Raw genomic sequence first — 18,797 nt, 5'->3', positions numbered from 1 at the left:
GAGGTAGCCCCCCAGCCAGTCGAACTGGTAGCGCATCGAGGCCAGGTAGGCTGGCGTGGGGTTGGACCATGCCACGGCTACGCCTTCGGCGGCATCGCGCTCGTCGATGGTATAGGCGTCCGCGCCCAGCAGGCGTGACCAGTCAGCGGTGAAGGGCGGCAGTGCGCGGAAGGGCGCGTGCGTGGTCACGGTGGGAAACACCACCAGACGCGGCTGCCGGTGGCGGGGGCCGGCTTCTTGTTGCGACGCCGGGAGCGCCGAGAAATCCTTGCCGAACTCCTGGTGGTGGATGAGCGCCATCGAGGCCTGGTCGGGAATGCGCCAGAAGCCGAAGTGTGGTCCCTCGTAGCCGATGCGCTCGGCGTCGGCATAGCGGTCGAAAGCGTAGAACGCGCCTTCCGGCCAGGCGCGCTGAATGCCAGGCAGCCAGCCTACGCTGCGGTAACCATTGGCGGCGAAGTGGCTCACAAGACTCGGCCGGCTGCTGGCGAGCAGCTGTTGGTAGTTGCGCGGATCACGAGTATCCATACCCGCCAGCAGGCTGGCATGGGAAAGCCAGGACGCGCCGCCGAAGGTGGGCGCGACCAGCCGGGCGGACACGACATGGCGGTCGCCGGCGGCGATCGCAGCGGCGAGTTGTGCTCGTGACGGCGCCAGCGCTTCGGCAATGTCCGGCTTGTCGAACGTTATTGCGCCGTAGGCCTCGGCAAACACGATCAGCACGTCCGCTCCACCGAGCGCATCGACAGTGCCCGAGAAAACCGGCCCCGGGCCGAGGCCCCCGCCCTGGGCGTCGGCGGACAGCGCAAGCACAAGCAGGCGCGACTGCTCGGCGAGCAGGGCACTGACCGGTGGAGCGAGCAATGGGCGCAGCCGCTCGGGCTGCCATGGCTGGGCGACCGACAGCGCGCACACCGCGAGCCCGAGAAAGAGCAGCAAGCGCCGGGTGAGGTCGTGTTCCGCTGCGCGGACAAGTGGGAGCATGCACAGCCTCACGATCGCGTATAGCAGTGCCAACGCGAGTCCGGCGACGATCAGTGTGAGAGCAGTGGCGAAGGCCTTGTTCTCGACGCTCATCTTGATGACGGCCCATAGGTGCTGGCTGTCCCAGTAGGCGTTGAGTCGGCGGCCGAAGATCGACGGCACCGTGACGTTGATGTAGTGCATCACCACCCAGTTACTGCCGAGCGCTGCAAGCGCGCCAAGCATGCGCTGCCCGAGTGCGCCGCGCCAGCCGATCCAGATGGCGAGCGCCACCAGCAAGGCGGCAAGCTCGGTGGATAGCCGCCACTCGAGCCGCGGCCACAGGGTGGGCCACTCGTTGCCAAAGGTGAGCAGGAGGTTGAGCACGAACAGCGGCAGCACGACGAGGCCAAGCGCACGTGCACCAGCGGCGAACGCGGTTGCAGCTGCGGTGCGGACCGCGAGGTCTTCGTTGTCCCCCCGCCCGTACTCATCTTGCCGCGGCGCTTCATGCGATTGTCTGGTCATCACCGGTACCTGCTCACCGAGGCCGCCCCGATCCGGCTATGATCGGACGCAGCCGATCTCTTCGCCCCAACTTTGCCGACATGGACAAAATCGCTGCGGTTTCGAACTGGCTCGACCTTACCCCGCAACAGATCCGTTGCCTTGCAGCCGAGGATGCGGTGGCGGTGCTGCCGTTGGCAGCGGTCGAGCAGCATGGCGAGCATCTGCCTCTGTCGACCGATCTCGATATTGCCGAGGGCTTGCTGCGTGCAGCCCTGCCGCAGCTTGACCCGCAGCGGCGGGTCTGCGTACTGCCTGCCCTCGCCGTGGGCTTGAGCCTGGAGCACACTGCATTCGCGGGTACGCTGAGCCTGAGCCCGGAGTGTGCGCTGACCACCGTTTGTGAGCTGGGCGATAGCGTGGCGCGCGCGGGGCTGCGGCGATTGGTGTTGTTCAACACCCACGGCGGCAACAAGGCTGTTGTGGATATGGCTGCGCTCAAGCTGCGAGCTGCGCATGGCATGCTGGTTGTACGCGCAAACTACTTCCGCTTCGCGCCCCCGGAGGACGCGCTGCCAGCGGCCGAGTTGCGCCACGGCCTGCATGGCGGCGCGCTGGAAACCGCGATGATGCTTCACCTTGCACCGCACAAGGTCAGGTGCGAGGTGCTGGCGAACCATGCCTCGCTCGGCCAGGCCATGGACGCCTAAGGCAACCTGCTCGGGCCCGAGGGCGAGGCTGGCTTTGCCTGGATGGCGCAGGATCTCAACCCGCATGGGGTGACCGGCAACGCAGCGCTCGCCGATGCGGCGCTGGGGTCGCGCCTGGTCGAGCACTTTGCCGCTGCGCTCGTACGCGTCATCGAGGACGCCGCGGCCTTTGATCTCGAGTGCCTGAGCCGGGGCGGTTAAGGCCCGCGGCTGCGGCGGATGGGCGGCGTGCAGTCCCCGATTCACCGCGCCGCAACCCGCATACGAAAGATGTGCCTCAGGCGCCGCCAGCCGTGCCGGGCGCGGGCAGACGTTCGGGTTCGGCTGACGCCGGCTCGTCCTGCTCACTGAGCAGGTCGTGCAGCCAGTGACCGTGCCGATCTGCCTTGGTCTGCAGGTAGCGCTCGTTCTGGCGGGTGACGTCGCCGTAGATCGCCTGGCGCTCGACGACGTTGATGCCGGCGCGTTGCAGCGCCTCCACCTTGCTTGGGTTATTGGTCAGCAACATGACCTTGGCAATCCCGAGCTGATCGAGCATCTCGTGCGCGACTCGGAAATCGCGCTCGTCCTTGGAGAAGCCGATGACCTGGTCCGCATCGATCGTGTCCAGGCCCTCGTCCTGCAGGCCGTAGGCGCGCAGCTTGTTGGCGAGCCCGATACCACGCCCCTCCTGGGAGAGATAGAGCAGGACGCCGCCGCCCTGTTCGTTGATCGCGGCCACGCCGCGGCGCAGCTGTTCGCCACAGTCGCAGCGCAGGCTGCCGAAAAGGTCGCCGGTGAGGCAGGATGAATGCAGGCGTACGGGCACGGCCTGCGGCCACCGGCCCGGGTCACCGATGACGATTGCTACATGCTCATGCACCCCGTCGGCTTCGCGGAACAGCACGAAGCGGCTGTTCTCGGCCTCGGCGAGCGGAACGCGGGCTTCGCTGACTCGGGTCAGCAGGCCAGGCCCACTTCTGCACAGGCGCAGCGCCTCGTCGGCCTCTACCGCCAGCAACTGGCCGCCGGCCAGCTCGTGCTCGACCGCACTACGCGCAGCCTCCGGCACGGCAAAGGCCAGTGCGGCAGGGACAAGCTGGGCACGGGCAAGAAGACGCAGTGCCGCAAGATTGGTCTGGTCGGCGTCCACTAGCTGGACGCCGTGGGGCAGTGCCGCCCCGCGCGTCCACGCCAGGGCACGCAGCTCAACGTCCATAGGCTGCTGATCGAAGACGAGGCTCACCGCCTCGGCCGTGACGACATGGCCGAGGGCAGCCATGCGGTGGCGGCTCAGCACGAGTGCGGGTGAGACGCCCGTGAGTGTGCCGGCTGCAGAGAGCGTGGCGTCGCACAGGCCTTCGACCGCGAGCACGAGCGTCTGCGCGCCCTGGTGGCGCAACACGATGGGAAGTCCGCGTCGCAGGTCGAAAATGGCACGCTCGGCTTGGCGCATTCGGTGTTCTCCGTTCGGGTTATCGGGTTCATCATTGCGCAACTGCCGGACATGGCAACAGACTGTAGGCGCGAACCGCTTTGTTCAATGGATTCTGTATGGCGAGCTTACAACGCTCTCAAGATTGGGGCTGGTCCTGCATTCTTCAAGCGTGCATGCACGATTGGTCCGCGCAGCCCGAGACAAGTTTCCAGGCGGGCGACGCCTGTCTCCGTGTGGTCGCGGGTGGTGGCTGGCGGTGCGACACCGTGGTCGATGCGGCGACGGTGGCCTTGCTCGACACCTTCCTGCCGCTGGTCGCCAGCTGCCGGCCGTGGACGGTCGCCCAGATCGGCCAGAGCCTGGATGGACGCATCGCCACTCAAAGCGGAGCCTCGCACTATATCAACGGAATCGAGGCCCGCACACACCTGCACCGCCTGCGCGCCGTGGCTGATGCGGTGGTGGTCGGTGTGGGTACGCTCAATGCGGATGACCCACTGCTTACGGTGCGCCATGTCAGCGGCCCACAGCCGCTGCGGGTAGTACTCGATCCCAGCGGCCGCGCCGCGCCGCAGGCGCGCATGTTTGCCGATGGTAGCGGAGCCTGCCTGCTGATTCGGGGCGAGGGCGCGGGTGAGGTGAGGGCAGAGGGTCAAGTCCGTACGCTGCGCTTGCCGACCCGAGAGGGACGCTTTGCCCCGGCTGAAGTGGTGCAGGCGCTCCATGCCGAGGGATGCAGGCGTGTGCTGGTCGAGGGCGGTGGCTTGACGGTATCGGGCTTCCTGGAGGCAGGCGTGCTCGACCGCCTGCATGTGCTGGTGGCGCCGATGCTCATCGGCTCGGGCCGGCCAGGGCTCAGCCTGCCGGTCATCGATACGCTCGAAGGCGCGTTGCGGCCGCGCTGCCGCTACTTTGCCTGCGGCGATGACGTGCTGTTCGACCTCGACGTCGGCGACGAGGGCGGTATTTAGCGGCGCTGCCGGAACAGCACCAGCGCGCCTGGCAGGCTGGACAGCAGCACGACCACGCCATAGGCGATTGCAATCGCGACGCCCTGCGCGGGGTCCAGTCCGGCGGCCGACCATAGCAGGGCCGCAGCACCTTCACGCACGCCCCAGCCGGCAATCGACAGCGGCAGCGCCATTGCCAGCAACACCCAGGGGATCAGCGGCAGGGCCTCACCGGGGTGGGTGGCTGAGCCAAGCATGAGCAGGCAGCACAGGTACACAGCCACATAGCTGACAACGATCAGGAGCGATGCGAGCAGCTGCTTGAGCAACACCTCGCGCGCAAACAGTGCCTGCCTGAGCGCGGTGGTCAGGCTCGCAAGCACGGCGGGGCGTCGTCGCCACCACAGCCAGCCGAGTGTGAGTGCCATGAGCGCCGCAATGAGTGTCGTCATGGCGAACGTCGTCATCGAGCCCGCCGCGCTGCTGTCCGAGTCAAGCACGCGAGCCAGTGCGGCGCGCAGGCTCGGTGCGGTGACGAGCGCCAGCAAGGCGACCAGAAGCAGTGCGAACTGACCGGAAACGCGCTCGATCAGCACCGCGTGCCAGGCCGAGGTGCCGCGCCCTGCTGTGCCGGTGGTCGTACGGGCGTGTCGCCACGCGCGGTTGGCATCGCCCATGACGCCTCCGGGCAGCAGCTGGTTGAGGAGGGTGGCCAGGTAGTACTCGGCGAGTGCCGTCCTGAAACCGAGCGGCACGCCAAGCTGCTGTGCCGTCAGCCGCCAGCGCCAGGCCGACAGCGCAACCTGGGGCAGGCTCAGCGCCAGCGCCAGCGCCAGCCAGCCAGGGTGAGGGGCGGAAAGTGCGGCCAGCAGGGTAGAGGGCTTCAGCCACAGCACGAGCGCGACCAGCAGGCCGCAACTGAAGGCAACGCGCAGCGCAGGCAACAGGCGGACGAGGCGGCGGTGCGTGGGCTTGGCAGTGCGTTCGCGTCTCGGTAATCCGGGTAGTTCGCCGTCCGCCGCCGCGCCGGCGCCCCTTCGCTGCGTATCCATCGCCCTGGCCTGGCTCAAGTGCTTGACCGCGGCGGGCTTGCGAACAGGTCGACGTGGCCGACGACGAGGCGACCACTGCTTCCGGCACACCAGGCTTGGCGACGCGCATGCCAGCGCCGGATGCGCTCGGCCATGGCCGGCAACTGCGCACATGCGGCCTCACGCCAGCCATCGATGAGGGCGCGGGCCAGCTGCGACTGCCTTGAGTCGTCGAGCTGCAGTTGCCAAGGGCTGTCTGCAAGCTCGACGTCAAAGCCGCGAGTGCGCAATGCGGTGGCGAGGCAGGCCGCAGCGTCCGGCCCGAGTGCGGCCCCGATGCCCTTGTTGCCACGCTGGTGCGCATTGAAGGCCTCGTTTACCACGGGGTCGTCCACGTCCGTGTCAGCCTCCCACACCGGCACGCCGGCTGCGCTGGACTTGGGGGCGCACAGGCGCTCGAAGCGCCAGCTGCCATCCACGCTCAGGGTGACGAACACCGCGCTGCCGTGAGCGTCGCAGGCGGCGGCAAGACGCTCGATCCAGCTTGCGTCGACCAGGTCGAGCAGCGCCGAGGCGCACACCAGGTCGGCCTCGCCGATCGTGAGTTCATCCAGCGTAGCGAGGTCCTGCAGCCGGGTGTGTACGCTCACCGGCTTGCCTTCGGTGTCACATAGTGAGGCGCAAGCATGTCGCGCATGTACGAGCAGTGCGTTGTCGCGGTCTACCAAGGTCCACCGTTGGGGGCCAGGCAGTCGGGGGGCAAGGTGCGCAGGGTTGGCGCCGCTGCCGCTGCCCAGGTCCACGAGATGCAGCGTACGCGGGCTGCCGCCGCGGCGAGCGTCGAGCCAGGCGCGGGCGCGCGCTTCGAGCGCATGTGCGCGGGCCGCGGTATCGGCCGGGCGTCGCAGCGCAAGCCAGTCGATGCTGAAAACCGCATCGGTATGCATGCCCTCTCGTCCGTGGCGATCGCCGGCTTTGGCTTGGTCGCTATGCATGGCGTCCTTGCGCTAGGTGGTTCGTAGCTGCGTGGCGGTCGAGTGCGGTGGCGAATTCGAAGCCTGCACGCGTCCAGTCGCGCAGGCTGGAACGGGCGCGGCGGGCGCCATCGCGAAGTTGCAGCCTGTGCTCGCGGTTGCTCAGCAAGTCACGCAGCGCGCTGGCGAAGGCATCGACGTCATCGACCGGCAGCGCCAGCCCGGCTCCATGCGGCAGGGTTTCGCCCAGAGCACCACCCGAAGTGGTCAGTACCGGCAGTCCGGCGGCGACTGCCTCGGTGATGACCATGCCGTAGCCCTCGTAACGCGAGGGCAACACGAAAAGGTCGGCTGCGGCGTAGGCTGCGCAGAGCGCATCATCCGTACATTCGCCGCTTAGCCGGACGCGCCCGTCGAGGCCGGCAGCGGCGATCTGAGCGGCGATCGTGCCCGCATGCACGGGGTCGCGTGCGAGGCTGCCGATGCAGTCGCACTGCCAGTCGAGGTCGGCGACACGCGCGAGTGCCGCCACCAGCAGCCCGTGGCCCTTGCGCGGGGTCAGGCTGGCTACGCACAGGAGCTTGGGTATGTCGGCGTCAGCCACAGCGAGGGGCAAGGCGCGTACCCCCGGCTCGACCACCTGCAGGCGATTGGGTCGCACGCCGAAATGCGCAAGCCGCCGTGCGGTGTGGCGGCTGGTAGTGATGACGGTACGGGCTGCGGCCAGGGCTGCGCGCTCCGAGGCCAGAAGGCAGCGTTGCAGCGTGGTGCATAGTCCGCCTTCGTCGGCCAGCGGGTGGTGGATGAGGGCGATGAGGTCCAGGCGACCGGCGTGGGCATGCGCAAGCTCAGGTAGCCCACCCAGAGCAAGTCCGTCGATGACCACCTGGCGGCCCGCAGGCAGCGCCGACAATGTGGCATCTAAGGCTTCGCGCGCTTGGGCATCGGCGTCGGGGAAGCGCCCGGGCAGGCCGTGCACGGTGACCGTCCAGCCCTGTGCGCGCAGCGAGGCGGCGATGTTTGCGTCGTACAGGTAGCCGCCGGTGAGCTGGGCGGGGTCGCCCGGGACGACGAGATCGACGCGGCGGCTCATGGAGATCGGTCCCATGTCAAGGCTGGCGTCTGGTTCAAAGCGCGCCCTCATAGGCTGCCCAGGCGATGTGCGACTCGTGCAGGGTGACCTTCAGGCGCTCGAGCCCGCGCGCGCCCTCGCCAAGGCGGCCGCTGCGGACGGCTGCGGCCATGCGCTCGAAGATCACCCGTGCCATGAACTCGGTGGTGGTGTTGCGGCCGCTGAAGGCCGGCTCATCGTCGAGATTGCGGTAATTGAGTTCGGCGAGCACCGCCTTGAGCGTATCGCTGGCGAGACCGATGTCGACCACCAGGCCATCGGCGTCGAGCTCGGGGCGCTGAAAGCATGCATCAACGACATAGGTGGCACCGTGGACGCGCTGGGCGGGGCCGAAAACCTCGCCCTGGAAACTGTGGGCGATCATGATGTGATCGCGGACGCTGAGGCTGTACATGCAGGTGCTCCGGTTGGTCAGTCATAGCGGATGCGCTCGCACAGGGCGCCAGCCGGCGTGTGCGCCAGGCGTGCCATGAGTGCGGGCAGGGCTGCGAAAGGGTGTTCGCCGCTGATCAGTGCATCGAGCCGATCGTCGACGAGCAGCGCGAGCGCGAGTTCCAGGCGGCGGCGGTAGTCCCAGCGCGGCGCGCGCGGCGCAGTGATATGGCCGACCTGGCTGGCGCGCAGGACGAGCCGGCGCGAATGAAAGGCGGCGCCGAGGGCGAGCGTGGCGGTGCGCTGGCCGTACCAGCTCACCTCGATGATGCTGGCTTCCTGGCCGGCGAGTTCGAGCGCTTGCGCGAGGCCGGCTGGATTGCCGCTGGCGTGAAAGACAAGGTCGCATTCCGGGCGCGCCGCCCCGGGTGCGCGATGGACGAGGCCGAGCGCCGTGGCGAGCGCCGCACGCTCGGCGTCGACATCGATCAGTTCTACCTCGGTGCCGGGGATGCGTGCACACAGCCAGGCGATCAAGGTGCCGACCACGCCGGCGCCGATCACCGCGATACGGTCGCCGACGGCTGGGCTGCCGTCCCAACAGGCGTTGATCGCCGTCTCCATGTTTGCGGCAAGTACCGCACGCGCGGGTGGCACTCCGGGGGGAAGCGCCAGCACGGCGCTGGCAGGGACGATGTAGCGCTGCTGATGGGGGTGCAGGCAGAAAACGGTCTGCCCCCGGAGCGCGGCGGCCTGGGAGCCGATGCCGTCCTCGACGATGCCGACACTGATGTACCCGTACTTGACTGGCCCGGGAAACTCGCCCTCCTGGAAAGGCGCACGCATGCGCTGGTATTCCGAGCGCGGAACCTCGCCACGGAACACCAGGCTTTCGGTGCCGCGGCTGATCGCGCTGTACAGCGCGCGCACCAGAACTTCGCCGTCGGCGAGCGGCGGCAGTGGCGCGGGGCGAAGCTCGCCCCGATCCGGTGGCAGGCTCCAGAACGCGAGGTTGGGAACGGGCATGCGTTAATTGGTCGCGCGGGCGAACCCGATGCGGAATCTGGTGATCGAAAGCGGTATGTTAGCAGGCGGCCCGCAGGTCCTCGCGGGCCAGCGGGCGACGGTGTCGGGAGCGGTCAGTCGTGGCGACAAGTGGGAGGTGAAGCGTGCAGCGTGGTGGCCTCGGCGAGGTGTCGAGCGGGAGGGGGTGCATGCCAAGGCTCTGGCAGGAGTTGGGGCTCGCACTGCTGATGTTGCTGGGCGGAGGCATCGTGGCTTGCGTCTTCGCTGCCATGCCGGTGCAAGCGCTGGTGGGTGCGACGGTGGCGCTCGCAGTCATCGTCCTGCTGCTCGCCCACTTCTGGGGGGACCCCCAGCGCAGTCTGGGGCCCGCCAATCAGGTCACGCTCGTGCGCGCAGTGCTGGTGTGCATGCTGGTCGGGGCGCTGGTCGCGCCTGCCTGGGGGGCACAATGGGCGTGGCTGCTGGCCGCCATCAGTTTGCTGGCGCTGGTGCTGGATGGCGTCGACGGCTGGGTGGCACGACGCTGGCGCTGCGCCAGTGCGTACGGGGCACGCTTCGACATGGAACTCGATGCCCTGCTGATCCTCGTCCTTTGTGCGCACCTGTTGCAGATGGGCAAGGCCGGGTCCTGGGTGCTTGCGATCGGACTGATGCGTTACGGCTTCGTCGCCGCCATGCTGCGCTGGCCGTGGTTGGGCGCTCCCTTGCCCGACAGCGACAGGCGCAAGCGGGTGTGCGTCGTGCAGGTCGCGAGCCTGCTGCTATGCCTGCTGCCGCTGGTCGACGCCTCGTTGGCGACGGCCTTGCTGTTGCCCGCGCTGGCGTTGCTGGCGTGGTCCTTCGCGGTCGATGTGCACTGGCTGCACCGCGCAGTCCGGGGCGGGACCGCTGACAACCGGAGGAGAGAAGGATGAAGACCGAACCGATCCGCTGTGCCCGCAACGCCCTGATCGGCGCCGCGACGCTGCTCGCCGCGGCGTTAGCGAGCCCTGCATGGGCGCAGTCGCACAGTTACCGTATCGACCCCGACCACTTTGCGATCGCCTTCAAGGTCGATCACATCGGCTACGCCAAGGTGATAGGCCTGTTTCAGAAAGCCAGTGGCAACTTCGTCTACGACGAGCAAACCCGTGCGCTGAGTTCGGGGCGTGTCGTGGTGAGCGCCGATAGCGTGTTCAGCAACCACGGCGCACGCGATCGCCATGTTCGCGAAAGCGATTTCCTCGACGCCAAGCGCTTCCCCGAGATCGTCTTCGAGGCGACCACGTTCGAGCCCAACGCCGACAACACCGGCAAGCTCAGCGGCAAGCTGACCCTGCTCGGCCAGACCCACCCGGTGACCCTCGAGGTGGCGCTGAACAAGGCGGCGGTGTATCCGTTCGGCCACCGCAAGCATACGTTGGGCATCTCGGCGCGGACCACGCTGCTGCGCAGCCAGTGGGGCATGACCTACGGCATCGAGCGCGGCATGGTCGGCGACGAGGTCGAACTGCTGTTCGAACTGGAGGCGATCCGCGAGTGAGCGGGCTTGGGCGGCGGACGGGGGCGTCTCAGCCGCCTATGTAGGACATCTCGATCTTGCGCTGGGTCGCGGTCTCGGCCGTGCGAATCTCCGAGTAGCGGTCGTCGCGCTGCTGCCACACCTGGGCGATCGCGGCATCGAGGCGGGCGTCGACGCTTGCCGCCTCGTCCGCGCTGCGCAACAGGGCGCGCAGGTCATGCCCTGCCTGGGCGAACAGACAGGTGTAGAGCTTGCCCTCGGTCGACAGGCGGATGCGCGTACAGGTGGAGCAGAAGGCCTGGGTGACCGAGGAAATCACGCCGATCTCGCCCGCTCCATCCTTGTAGCGCCAGCGCTCGGCAACTTCGCCCTCGTAGTTGGGGTCGATCGGCTCGAGCGGATGGACGCGGTCGATGCGCGCGATCACGTCCCGCGAGGGCAGCACTTCGTCCATCTTCCAGCCGTTCGATGCGCCGACGTCCATGAACTCGATGAAGCGCAGGATGTGCCCACTGTGGCGGAAGTGGGTCGCCATTGCCTCGATGTCGCTGTCGTTGGTGCCGCGCTTGACCACCATGTTGACCTTGATCGGCCCGAGACCGGCCGTTCGTGCAGCCTCGATGCCTTCGAGAACCTTCTCTACCGGGTAGTCGGCGTCGTTCATGCGCCGGAACAGCGTGTCGTCCAGTGCATCAAGGCTGACCGTGACCCTGTGCAGACCCGCGTTCCTGAGCCTTTGCGCCAGCTTGGGCAGCAGCACGCCGTTGGTAGTCAGTGTGATCTCGACGCCGTCGAGCCTGGCCAGCATGCCGATCAGACGGTCAATGTCCTTGCGCAGCAGCGGTTCGCCACCGGTGATGCGGATCTTGCGCACGCCACGGGCAACGAACAGCTGCGCCACGCGAACGATCTCCTCGAACGACAGCAAGTCTGCCCGTGGCAGAAAGGGGTAGTCATCACCGAACACCTCGCGCGGCATGCAGTACACGCAGCGGAAGTTGCAGCGATCGGTGACCGAGATGCGCAGATCACGCACATTGCGCCCGCGCCGGTCGAACAGGGCAAGACCGGGAGCGGGCCTGTTTGCAGGGTCGGCAGGCGAGGGCGCCGCCGCTGCGTGCTGGATCGGGATGACTTTCATGGTCGTTGCGCAGTGGTGTGACTGGATTATCGGCACGCTGGCGCGGGGGTGCAAGGCGGGTTGGGAGGGCTGGTGCCACATGCGACCTCCACGGGCAGCGGGCCGCGCTCAATGAGCCGGCAGAGCCAGGGTGTATCATGGCGCGCCGACGCGACTTGCGGCATCTGGAGAATACTCGAACATGGCCGACCTCGTGCCACTGCCGGCAACGGCACTGCGTAAGCACTGCACCCCCGATTCACTTGGTTTCGATACCACCGAGGCGCTCGCCGACCATGCCGGCGACCTTGGCCAGGAGCGCGCCGTGGAGGCGATTCGCTTCGGGCTGGCGATGGGACACACCGGATACCACGTGTTCGTGCTCGGCGAGGCGGGCAGTGGCAAGCATGCAACCACCTTTCGCCTGCTGCGCGAACGTGCGGCGAGCGAGCCGGTACCGCCCGACCTGTGCTATCTGCACAACTTCGACGAATCGCTCAAGCCACGCCTGCTCACCCTGCCCGCCGGGCGGGGCGCAGCGCTGCGGGCGCACATGCAGACCTTCATTCGCGATCTCGGCCCGGCGCTTGCTGCAGCGCTGGACAGCGATGCGCACAGCGAGCGTGTCGAGGCCCTGCAGAACGCGCACAAGGCACGCGAGGAGGGGGCTCTGCGCGAGCTGGGGCAGGCCTGTGCCGCGGAGCAGATATCGTTGCTGCAGACCCCGGAAGGCTTTGTCTTCGCACCGATCCGCGACGGCGAGGTGATGTCGCCAGAAGCCTTCGAGGCCTTGCCCGAGGCCGAGCGTGACCAGATCGAAGCGCGCGTGACGGCCTGGAGCGAGAAGCTCGAGGACCTGCTCAACGACTTCCCGGGCTGGCGCAAGGCGGTGCGCGAGTCGATCGAGCGCGCCGAGCACGAGGTCTTGGGGCCTGCCGTGTCCCACCTGCTGCGTGAGGTGCGCGAGGCGCATGCCGACTTGCCCGAGGTGCTGGCCTTCGTCGACGCCGTGCAGCACGATGTGCTCGACAGCGCGATCAAGGGCACCATGCTCGAAGAGGATGAGGACGATGTTTCCGAGCCGGAGGAGAACACGCGTTACCACCGCTACCAGGTCAAGCTGCTGGTCGATCATTCGGCCTCGCAAGGGGCGCCGGTGGTGTTCGAGAACAATCCTGGCTATGGCAACCTGATCGGCCGGATCGAGCATGTGGTGCAGCAGGGCAACCAGGTCAGCCACTTCAACCTGATCCGTGCCGGGGCGCTGCACCGCGCGAATGGCGGTTACCTGGTTCTCGACGCCGAGCGCCTGTTGTCGCAGCCATTCGCATGGGAGGGGCTCAAGCGCTGCCTGCGTGCGGGCGAGATCCGCATCGAGCCGCCTGCCGAGGCGCAAGGCTGGAGTGGTGCGCTGACCTTGGAACCGCAGGCAGTGCCGAGCGCACTCAAGGTCGTGCTGATCGGCGATCGTGACGTGTATTACCTGCTCATGGAGCACGATCCCGAGTTTGCCGACCTGTTCAAGGTCGCAGCCGATTTCAACGACGACCTCCCGCGTACGCCGGAGAACGAGCGCGAGTATGCGCGCCTGATCGCGCTGCTCGTACGCAGCGCCGGCCTGCTGCCCTTCGACAGCAGCGGTGTCGCCCGCCTTGTCGAGGAGGCCTCTCGCCTCGCCGAAGATTCCGGTCGCCTGTCGCTGAACACCCGTTCGCTGTCGGATCTGATGCGCGAGGCCGACCACCATGCCCGGCTCAAGCGGCGAGACACGAGCACGCGCGTCGAGGTGGAGGATGCACTGGCGGCGCGCGTGCGTCGCTGCAGCCGTTATCCGACCCGGGTGCGCGAATCCATCCTCGACGGTACGACGCTGATTTCCACCGATGGCGAGCGTGCCGGCCAGATCAACGGATTGGTCGTTGTCGAACTCGCCGGCGAACGCTTCGGCCATCCGGTGCGCATCACTGCCACGGTGCGTATGGGCGAGGGCGACGTGGTCGATATTGAACGTGAGACCGAACTCGGCGGTGCCATCCACTCCAAGGGGGTGCTCATCCTGTCCGCCTTTCTTGCCGCACGTTACGCCCGTCACCAGCCCTTGTCGCTGTCGGCGAGCCTGGTATTCGAGCAGTCCTACGCGCCGGTCGAGGGCGACTCTGCCTCGCTTGCCGAGTTGTGCGCGCTATTGTCGGCGCTGACGCAGATTCCGATCCAGCAACGCTTCGCGATCACTGGCTCGGTGAACCAGTTTGGTGAGGTGCAGGTAATTGGTGGCGTCAACGAGAAGATCGAGGGCTTTTTCGACCTGTGCAGCGCCCGCGGCCTGGATGGCTCGCACGGGGTGGTGATCCCCGCGGCCAGCGTACGCCACCTGATGTTGCGCGAGGACGTCGTGCAGGCCGCCGCCGCAGGCCGGTTCCACATCCACGCCGTATCGACGGTGGACGAGGCGATGACCGTACTGACCGGTGTCGAGGCGGGCGAGCCGGACGCAAAGGGCGTGATTCCCAAGGGTACCCTCAACCACAAGGTTGCGACGGTACTGGCCGAAATGACTGCGGCCCGCCATGCTTATGCAGACGGCGAGGGTTCCGCAGGTTCGCGCCAGCATCGGCGGCGACACGGGGTGTGATTAGAAGGGGGGCTCGCCCCCCGACTTGGGCTCGTCGCGAGTCCCGTGAGCTGTATTCGGCCCACCCAGGCCCCGAGGCCCAGGCGTTCAGCTGGTCGGTGTTGTTGCCTCGAAGTCACTGACCTTCGGGGTTGGAAAAGCCAACAAAAAAGCCAATCCCGAAGGATTGGCTTTTTTGCTTGATGCTGGCTCCCCGACCTGGGCTCGAACCAGGGACCTACGGATTAACAGTCCGGCGCTCTACCGACTGAGCTATCGGGGAATTACCTTTTGCAGCCTACTGCTGCGACCTGCTGTTCCTTGGAGAAACACCAAGTCCTTAAACTTGGCTCCCCGACCTGGGCTCGAACCAGGGACCTACGGATTAACAGTCCGGCGCTCTACCGACTGAGCTATCGGGGAACAGAGGCGCGCATTTTAGGCATAGGGCGCGCCTTCGTCAAGGCGAAGAAGCGTTTTTTTGCTGCTCCGTCGCCTTGGTGCGATTGGGCTCAGCCCTTGACCACCTGTGCGATCGCCTTGGCGACGTAGCCGATGTTCTTCGAGTTGAGCGCGGCCAGGCAGATGCGGCCGGTCGATACGGCGTAGATACCGAAGTCGGCCTTGAGCGTCTCGACCTGGGCTGCAGTCAGGCCAGTGTACGAGAACATGCCGCGCTGCTTGATCACGAACGAGAAGTCCTGCGCCACGCCTTCGGCCTTGAGTTGATCGACGAGGCCGGTGCGCATCGCGCGGATGCGCTCGCGCATGCCGCCGAGCTCGTCTTCCCACATCTGGCGCAGCTCGGGCGAGGACAGCACCGCGGCAACGATGGCGCCACCATGGATCGGCGGGTTGGAGTAGTTGGTGCGGATCACGCGCTTGACCTGCGACAGCACGCGGCCCGCTTCTTCCTTGCTGGCGGTGACGATGGAGAGCGCGCCGACGCGCTCGCCGTAGAGCGAGAAGCTCTTCGAGAACGAGCTCGAAACGAAGAACTGCAGGCCGCTGGACGACAGGGCGCGCACGGCTACGGCGTCGGCGTCGATGCCTTCGGCGAAGCCCTGGTAGGCCATGTCGAGGAAGGGAATCAGGCCGCGCTCACGACATACGGCCACGACTTCGTCCCACTGCGCGTCCGACAGGTCGGCGCCGGTCGGGTTGTGGCAGCAGGCGTGCAGCACGATGACCGAGCCGGGCTGCAGGCTGTCGAGCTTGGCCTTCATGGCGGCGAAGTTCACGCCACGGGAGGCAGCGTCGTAGTAAGGGTAGTTCTCGACCGGGAAGCCGGCGGATTCGAACAGTGCGCGGTGGTTCTCCCAGCTTGGGTCGGAGATATAGACGGTGGCGCCGGGCACCAGACGCTTGAGGTAGTCGGCACCGACCTTGAGGGCACCGGTGCCGCCCAGGGCTTCGATGGTGACCGTCTGGCCGCTGGTGGCGAGCTGCGAGTCCTTGCCGAACAGCAGGCCTTGCACCGCGTTGTTGTAGGCGGCAGGGCCTTCGATCGGCTGATAGCCGCGCGGCGGCATGGCTTCGAGGCGGGCCTTCTCGGCAGCGCGCACGGCGGCGAGCAGCGGGATCTTGCCGTTGTCGTCGTAGTACACGCCAACGCCGAGGTTGACCTTCTCGGCGCGGGTGTCGGCGGCGAAGGCCTCGTTCAGGCCAAGGATCGGGTCACGGGGCGCCATCTCGACGGCGGCGAAGATCGAAGCGGACATGAGGACTCCAGTCGTTCCAGTAGGGCAGCGGTGGGTGCGCGTGGCGGGAACGGCGCCGGGCCGTGCCTTGTCACGCGATTTGGGAAATAATCGGTGTTTTAGTCCGGTCTCGCCGGGTGGCGATGCACCGGAATGGAGCGGGATTTTAGCATGACGAGTCAAGGCAATAGCGCCGGAAACGATGCGCCGCAGCAAGGCGGCAAGGTGATCGGTTTCGAGGGCAGCCCCTTCCGCCTGCATCAGCCTTTTCCGCCCGCGGGTGACCAGCCCGAGGCGATCCGCCTGTTGTGCGAAGGGGTGGAAGACGGCCTCATGTACCAGACCTTGCTGGGCGTCACCGGCTCGGGCAAGACCTACACCATGGCCAACGTCATTGCCCGCATGGGGCGCCCGGCGCTGGTGCTGGCGCCCAACAAGACGCTGGCGGCGCAGTTGTACGCCGAGTTCAAGGAGTTCCTGCCGGAGAACGCGGTCGAGTACTTCGTGAGCTACTACGATTACTATCAGCCGGAGGCCTATGTGCCTTCGCGCGACCTCTTCATCGAGAAGGATTCGTCGATCAACGAGCACATCGAGCAGATGCGCCTGTCGGCGACGAAGAGCCTGATGGAGCGGCGCGACGTGGTCATCGTCGCTACCGTGTCATGCATTTACGGCATTGGCGACCCGGTCGACTACCACGCCATGATCCTGCATCTGCGCGAGGGTGAGCGCATGGCGCACCGCGACCTCATCCAGCGCCTGGTGGCGATGCAATACACCCGCGCCGACATCGACTTCCGCCGCGGCACCTTCCGCGTGCGCGGCGACGTCATTGATGTGTTCCCGGCAGAGAACGCCGAACTGGCGGTGCGTATCGAGATGTTCGACGACGAGATCGAGCACCTGACCCTGTTCGACCCGCTTACCGGGCACCTCAAGCACAAGCTGGCGCGCTTCACGGTGTATCCGTCGAGCCACTATGTGACGCCACGCGCCACCGTGCTGCAGGCGATCGAGGCGATCAAGGATGAATTGCGCGAGCGTATCGAGACCTTTCAGCGCGAGGGCAAGCTGGTGGAGGCGCAGCGCATCGAGCAGCGCACCCGCTTCGATCTCGAGATGTTGAACGAGATGGGCTTCTGCAAGGGCATCGAGAACTATTCGCGCCACCTCTCCGGCCGAGGCCCCGGCGAGCCGCCGCCCACCCTGATCGACTACCTGCCGCAGGACGCTCTGCTCTTCATCGACGAGTCGCACGTTGCCATCGGCCAGGTGGGCGGCATGTACAAGGGCGACCGCTCGCGCAAGGAAAACCTGGTCGGCTACGGCTTTCGCCTGCCCTCGGCGCTGGACAACCGCCCGCTCAAGTTCGACGAGTTCGAGCGCCTGATGCCGCAGACCGTCTTTGTCTCTGCAACGCCGGCGAAGTACGAGGCCGAGCACCAGGGGCAGGTTGTGGAACAGGTGGTGCGCCCGACCGGGCTGGTCGATCCGGTGGTTGAGGTGCGTCCGGCGATGACACAGGTGGACGACCTGCTCGGCGAAATCAAGAAGCGCCTGGCGGTGAATGAGCGTGTATTGGTCACCGTGCTCACCAAGCGCATGGCCGAGGATCTGACTGACTACCTCGCCGACAACGCGATCCGTGTGCGTTACCTGCACTCGGACATCGACACCGTGGAGCGGGTGGAGATCATCCGTGACCTGCGCCTGGGAGAGTTCGACGTACTGGTGGGCATCAACCTGCTGCGCGAGGGTCTGGACATCCCGGAGGTGTCGCTGGTGACGATCCTCGATGCGGACAAGGAGGGATTCCTGCGCTCGGAGCGCTCGCTGATCCAGACCATTGGCCGCGCGGCGCGCCATCTCCATGGTACGGCCATTCTCTATGCCGATCGCATGACCGATTCGATGAAGGCGGCCATCGGTGAGACCGAGCGCCGTCGCCAGAAGCAGATCGCCTTCAACGAGGCCAACGGCATTGTGCCCAAGTCGGTGAGCAAGCGTATCAAGGACATCATCGATGGGGTCTATGATTCGGATGGCGCAAAGCGCGATGCCGCGCGCGTGGCGGAAAAGGACGCAGACTATGCGGTGATGGACGAGAAGGCGCTGGCGCGGGCGATCAAGCGCCTGGAGAAGGAGATGCAGGAGCATGCCCGCAATCTGGAGTTCGAGAAGGCGGCGGCGGCGCGTGACGAGCTGTTCAAGCTTCGCCAGCGAGCGTTCGGTGCCGACCAGCATGGCAGTGTTTGAATAACAAAAATGAGAGGAGGGGATGACATGACCAGGATCCTGTTCGTGTGCACCGGCAATATCTGTCGTTCGCCGACAGCCGAGGGCGTGGCGCGCCATTTCATCGAGACCGCCGGCTTGAGCGAGCTCGTCGAGGTCGATTCGGCTGGGACCCATGGCTATCACGCCGGCGAGGCGCCCGATCCGCGCACTCAGAAGGCAGCGAAGCTGCGCGGCTACGACTTGTCCGCGCTGCGCGCGCGCAAGCTCGAGGCGCGCGATTTCCAGGAGTTCGACCTGCTGCTGGCGATGGACCGTGGCCACCTCGAGATCATGCAGCGTCAGTGTCCCGAGGTGTATCGTCCGCGGCTCGGGTTGTTCATGCCTTACGCAGGTCCCGAACGGCTCGATGATGAGGTGCCTGATCCGTACTACGGTGGGCCGCGTGGCTTCGATGTCGTGCTCGACATGTGCGAACACGGCGTGAGGGGGCTGCTCGAGGCCGTCGTGGCCAGGGCCTGAGCAGTCGTCGGAAACGACAAGGC

General features: G+C 66.7%; 17 protein-coding genes and 2 tRNA genes. 8 read left to right on the top strand and 11 right to left on the bottom strand.

Features of this window, described 5'->3' with window-relative positions:
- A partial coding sequence (locus C662_RS13540) for a hypothetical protein (RefSeq protein WP_002930104.1) occupies nucleotides 1-1,491 on the bottom strand: 1,491 nt, incomplete at its 3' end.
- An 80-nt stretch (nucleotides 1,492-1,571) separates the two neighbouring features.
- On the opposite strand from C662_RS13540, the gene C662_RS13535 reads away from it, so the two are divergent.
- Nucleotides 1,572-2,180, top strand: coding sequence for a creatininase family protein (locus C662_RS13535; protein WP_232433274.1), 609 nt, complete (start codon nucleotides 1,572-1,574; stop codon nucleotides 2,178-2,180).
- Nucleotides 2,181-2,222: 42 nt separating this feature from the next.
- Nucleotides 2,223-2,381, top strand: a complete 159-nt coding sequence (locus C662_RS20550) for a hypothetical protein (RefSeq protein ID WP_232433273.1) — start codon at nucleotides 2,223-2,225, stop codon at nucleotides 2,379-2,381.
- Between the two features lie 76 nt (nucleotides 2,382-2,457).
- Here the strand turns inward: C662_RS20550 and ribA are convergent, their stop codons facing one another.
- Entirely contained in the window at nucleotides 2,458-3,615 is a 1,158-nt protein-coding gene (ribA, locus tag C662_RS13530) for a GTP cyclohydrolase II (protein WP_002930102.1), read from the bottom strand.
- Nucleotides 3,616-3,770: 155 nt separating this feature from the next.
- Between ribA and C662_RS13525 the strand changes: the two genes are divergently transcribed.
- Nucleotides 3,771-4,568 (top strand): RibD family protein, encoded by a 798-nt coding sequence (locus C662_RS13525; protein ID WP_002930100.1) that lies wholly within the window; start codon nucleotides 3,771-3,773, stop codon nucleotides 4,566-4,568.
- Here C662_RS13525 and C662_RS13520 read toward each other — a convergent pair.
- Genes C662_RS13520 through C662_RS13500 form a run of 5 tightly spaced genes read right to left on the bottom strand, consistent with a single transcriptional unit; the run spans nucleotide 4,565 to nucleotide 9,082 of the window.
- Nucleotides 4,565-5,599 (bottom strand): lysylphosphatidylglycerol synthase transmembrane domain-containing protein, encoded by a 1,035-nt coding sequence (locus tag C662_RS13520; RefSeq protein ID WP_002930099.1) that lies wholly within the window; start codon nucleotides 5,597-5,599, stop codon nucleotides 4,565-4,567. The genes C662_RS13525 and C662_RS13520 overlap by 4 nt on opposite strands.
- A 14-nt stretch (nucleotides 5,600-5,613) precedes the next feature.
- A complete protein-coding gene (locus C662_RS13515) occupies nucleotides 5,614-6,525 on the bottom strand; it encodes a class I SAM-dependent methyltransferase (protein ID WP_002930098.1) in 912 nt (303 codons plus the stop codon).
- 40 nt (nucleotides 6,526-6,565) lie between these two features.
- Nucleotides 6,566-7,645, bottom strand: coding sequence for a glycosyltransferase family 4 protein (locus tag C662_RS13510; RefSeq protein ID WP_037984642.1), 1,080 nt, complete (start codon nucleotides 7,643-7,645; stop codon nucleotides 6,566-6,568).
- 34 nt (nucleotides 7,646-7,679) lie between these two features.
- A complete protein-coding gene (locus tag C662_RS13505; protein WP_002930096.1) occupies nucleotides 7,680-8,078 on the bottom strand; it encodes a 6-pyruvoyl trahydropterin synthase family protein in 399 nt (132 codons plus the stop codon).
- A 17-nt stretch (nucleotides 8,079-8,095) separates the two neighbouring features.
- Nucleotides 8,096-9,082 (bottom strand): zinc-dependent alcohol dehydrogenase, encoded by a 987-nt coding sequence (locus C662_RS13500; protein ID WP_002930082.1) that lies wholly within the window; start codon nucleotides 9,080-9,082, stop codon nucleotides 8,096-8,098.
- Between the two features lie 188 nt (nucleotides 9,083-9,270).
- Here C662_RS13500 and C662_RS13495 point away from each other — a divergent pair, with 188 nt between their 5' ends.
- Together C662_RS13495 and C662_RS13490 are read left to right on the top strand one after the other, a co-directional pair.
- A complete protein-coding gene (locus tag C662_RS13495) occupies nucleotides 9,271-9,996 on the top strand; it encodes a CDP-alcohol phosphatidyltransferase family protein (protein WP_002930080.1) in 726 nt (241 codons plus the stop codon).
- The gene (locus C662_RS13490) at nucleotides 9,993-10,604 is read left to right on the top strand and encodes a YceI family protein (RefSeq protein ID WP_002930079.1); all 612 of its coding nucleotides are present in this window, start codon (nucleotides 9,993-9,995) and stop codon (nucleotides 10,602-10,604) included. Before C662_RS13495 ends, C662_RS13490 begins: the two co-directional genes overlap by 4 nt.
- A gap of 28 nt (nucleotides 10,605-10,632) precedes the next feature.
- Here the strand turns inward: C662_RS13490 and moaA are convergent, their stop codons facing one another.
- Complete coding sequence (moaA, locus tag C662_RS13485; protein WP_002930077.1) at nucleotides 10,633-11,724, bottom strand: GTP 3',8-cyclase MoaA; 1,092 nt, start codon at nucleotides 11,722-11,724, stop codon at nucleotides 10,633-10,635.
- A gap of 181 nt (nucleotides 11,725-11,905) precedes the next feature.
- On the opposite strand from moaA, the gene C662_RS13480 reads away from it, so the two are divergent.
- Nucleotides 11,906-14,335, top strand: coding sequence for a Lon protease family protein (locus C662_RS13480; protein WP_002930076.1), 2,430 nt, complete (start codon nucleotides 11,906-11,908; stop codon nucleotides 14,333-14,335).
- A 186-nt stretch (nucleotides 14,336-14,521) separates the two neighbouring features.
- Here C662_RS13480 and C662_RS13475 read toward each other — a convergent pair.
- The 3 genes from C662_RS13475 to C662_RS13465 all read right to left on the bottom strand — a co-directional run bounded on the left by C662_RS13475 (nucleotide 14,522) and on the right by C662_RS13465 (nucleotide 16,035).
- A tRNA-Asn gene (locus C662_RS13475) sits at nucleotides 14,522-14,597 on the bottom strand.
- 64 nt (nucleotides 14,598-14,661) lie between these two features.
- Nucleotides 14,662-14,737, bottom strand: a tRNA-Asn gene (locus C662_RS13470).
- Nucleotides 14,738-14,826: 89 nt separating this feature from the next.
- Nucleotides 14,827-16,035, bottom strand: a complete 1,209-nt coding sequence (locus C662_RS13465) for an amino acid aminotransferase (RefSeq protein ID WP_002930075.1) — start codon at nucleotides 16,033-16,035, stop codon at nucleotides 14,827-14,829.
- A 150-nt stretch (nucleotides 16,036-16,185) separates the two neighbouring features.
- Here C662_RS13465 and uvrB point away from each other — a divergent pair, with 150 nt between their 5' ends.
- Together uvrB and C662_RS13455 are read left to right on the top strand one after the other, a co-directional pair.
- Nucleotides 16,186-18,273: an excinuclease ABC subunit UvrB gene (uvrB, locus tag C662_RS13460; RefSeq protein ID WP_002930074.1), complete on the top strand. Its 2,088-nt coding sequence runs from the start codon at nucleotides 16,186-16,188 to the stop codon at nucleotides 18,271-18,273.
- A gap of 27 nt (nucleotides 18,274-18,300) precedes the next feature.
- A complete protein-coding gene (locus tag C662_RS13455; protein ID WP_002930073.1) occupies nucleotides 18,301-18,774 on the top strand; it encodes a low molecular weight protein-tyrosine-phosphatase in 474 nt (157 codons plus the stop codon).
- Nucleotides 18,775-18,797 lie beyond the last annotated feature (23 nt).

Origin of the sequence: Thauera sp. 28 (genome assembly GCF_000310145.2) — a bacterium.
Taxonomy (GTDB): Bacteria; Pseudomonadota; Gammaproteobacteria; order Burkholderiales; family Rhodocyclaceae; genus Thauera; species Thauera mechernichensis.
Note: the sequence above shows the minus strand (reverse complement) of the source record. Positions and strands in the feature narration are given on the sequence as shown.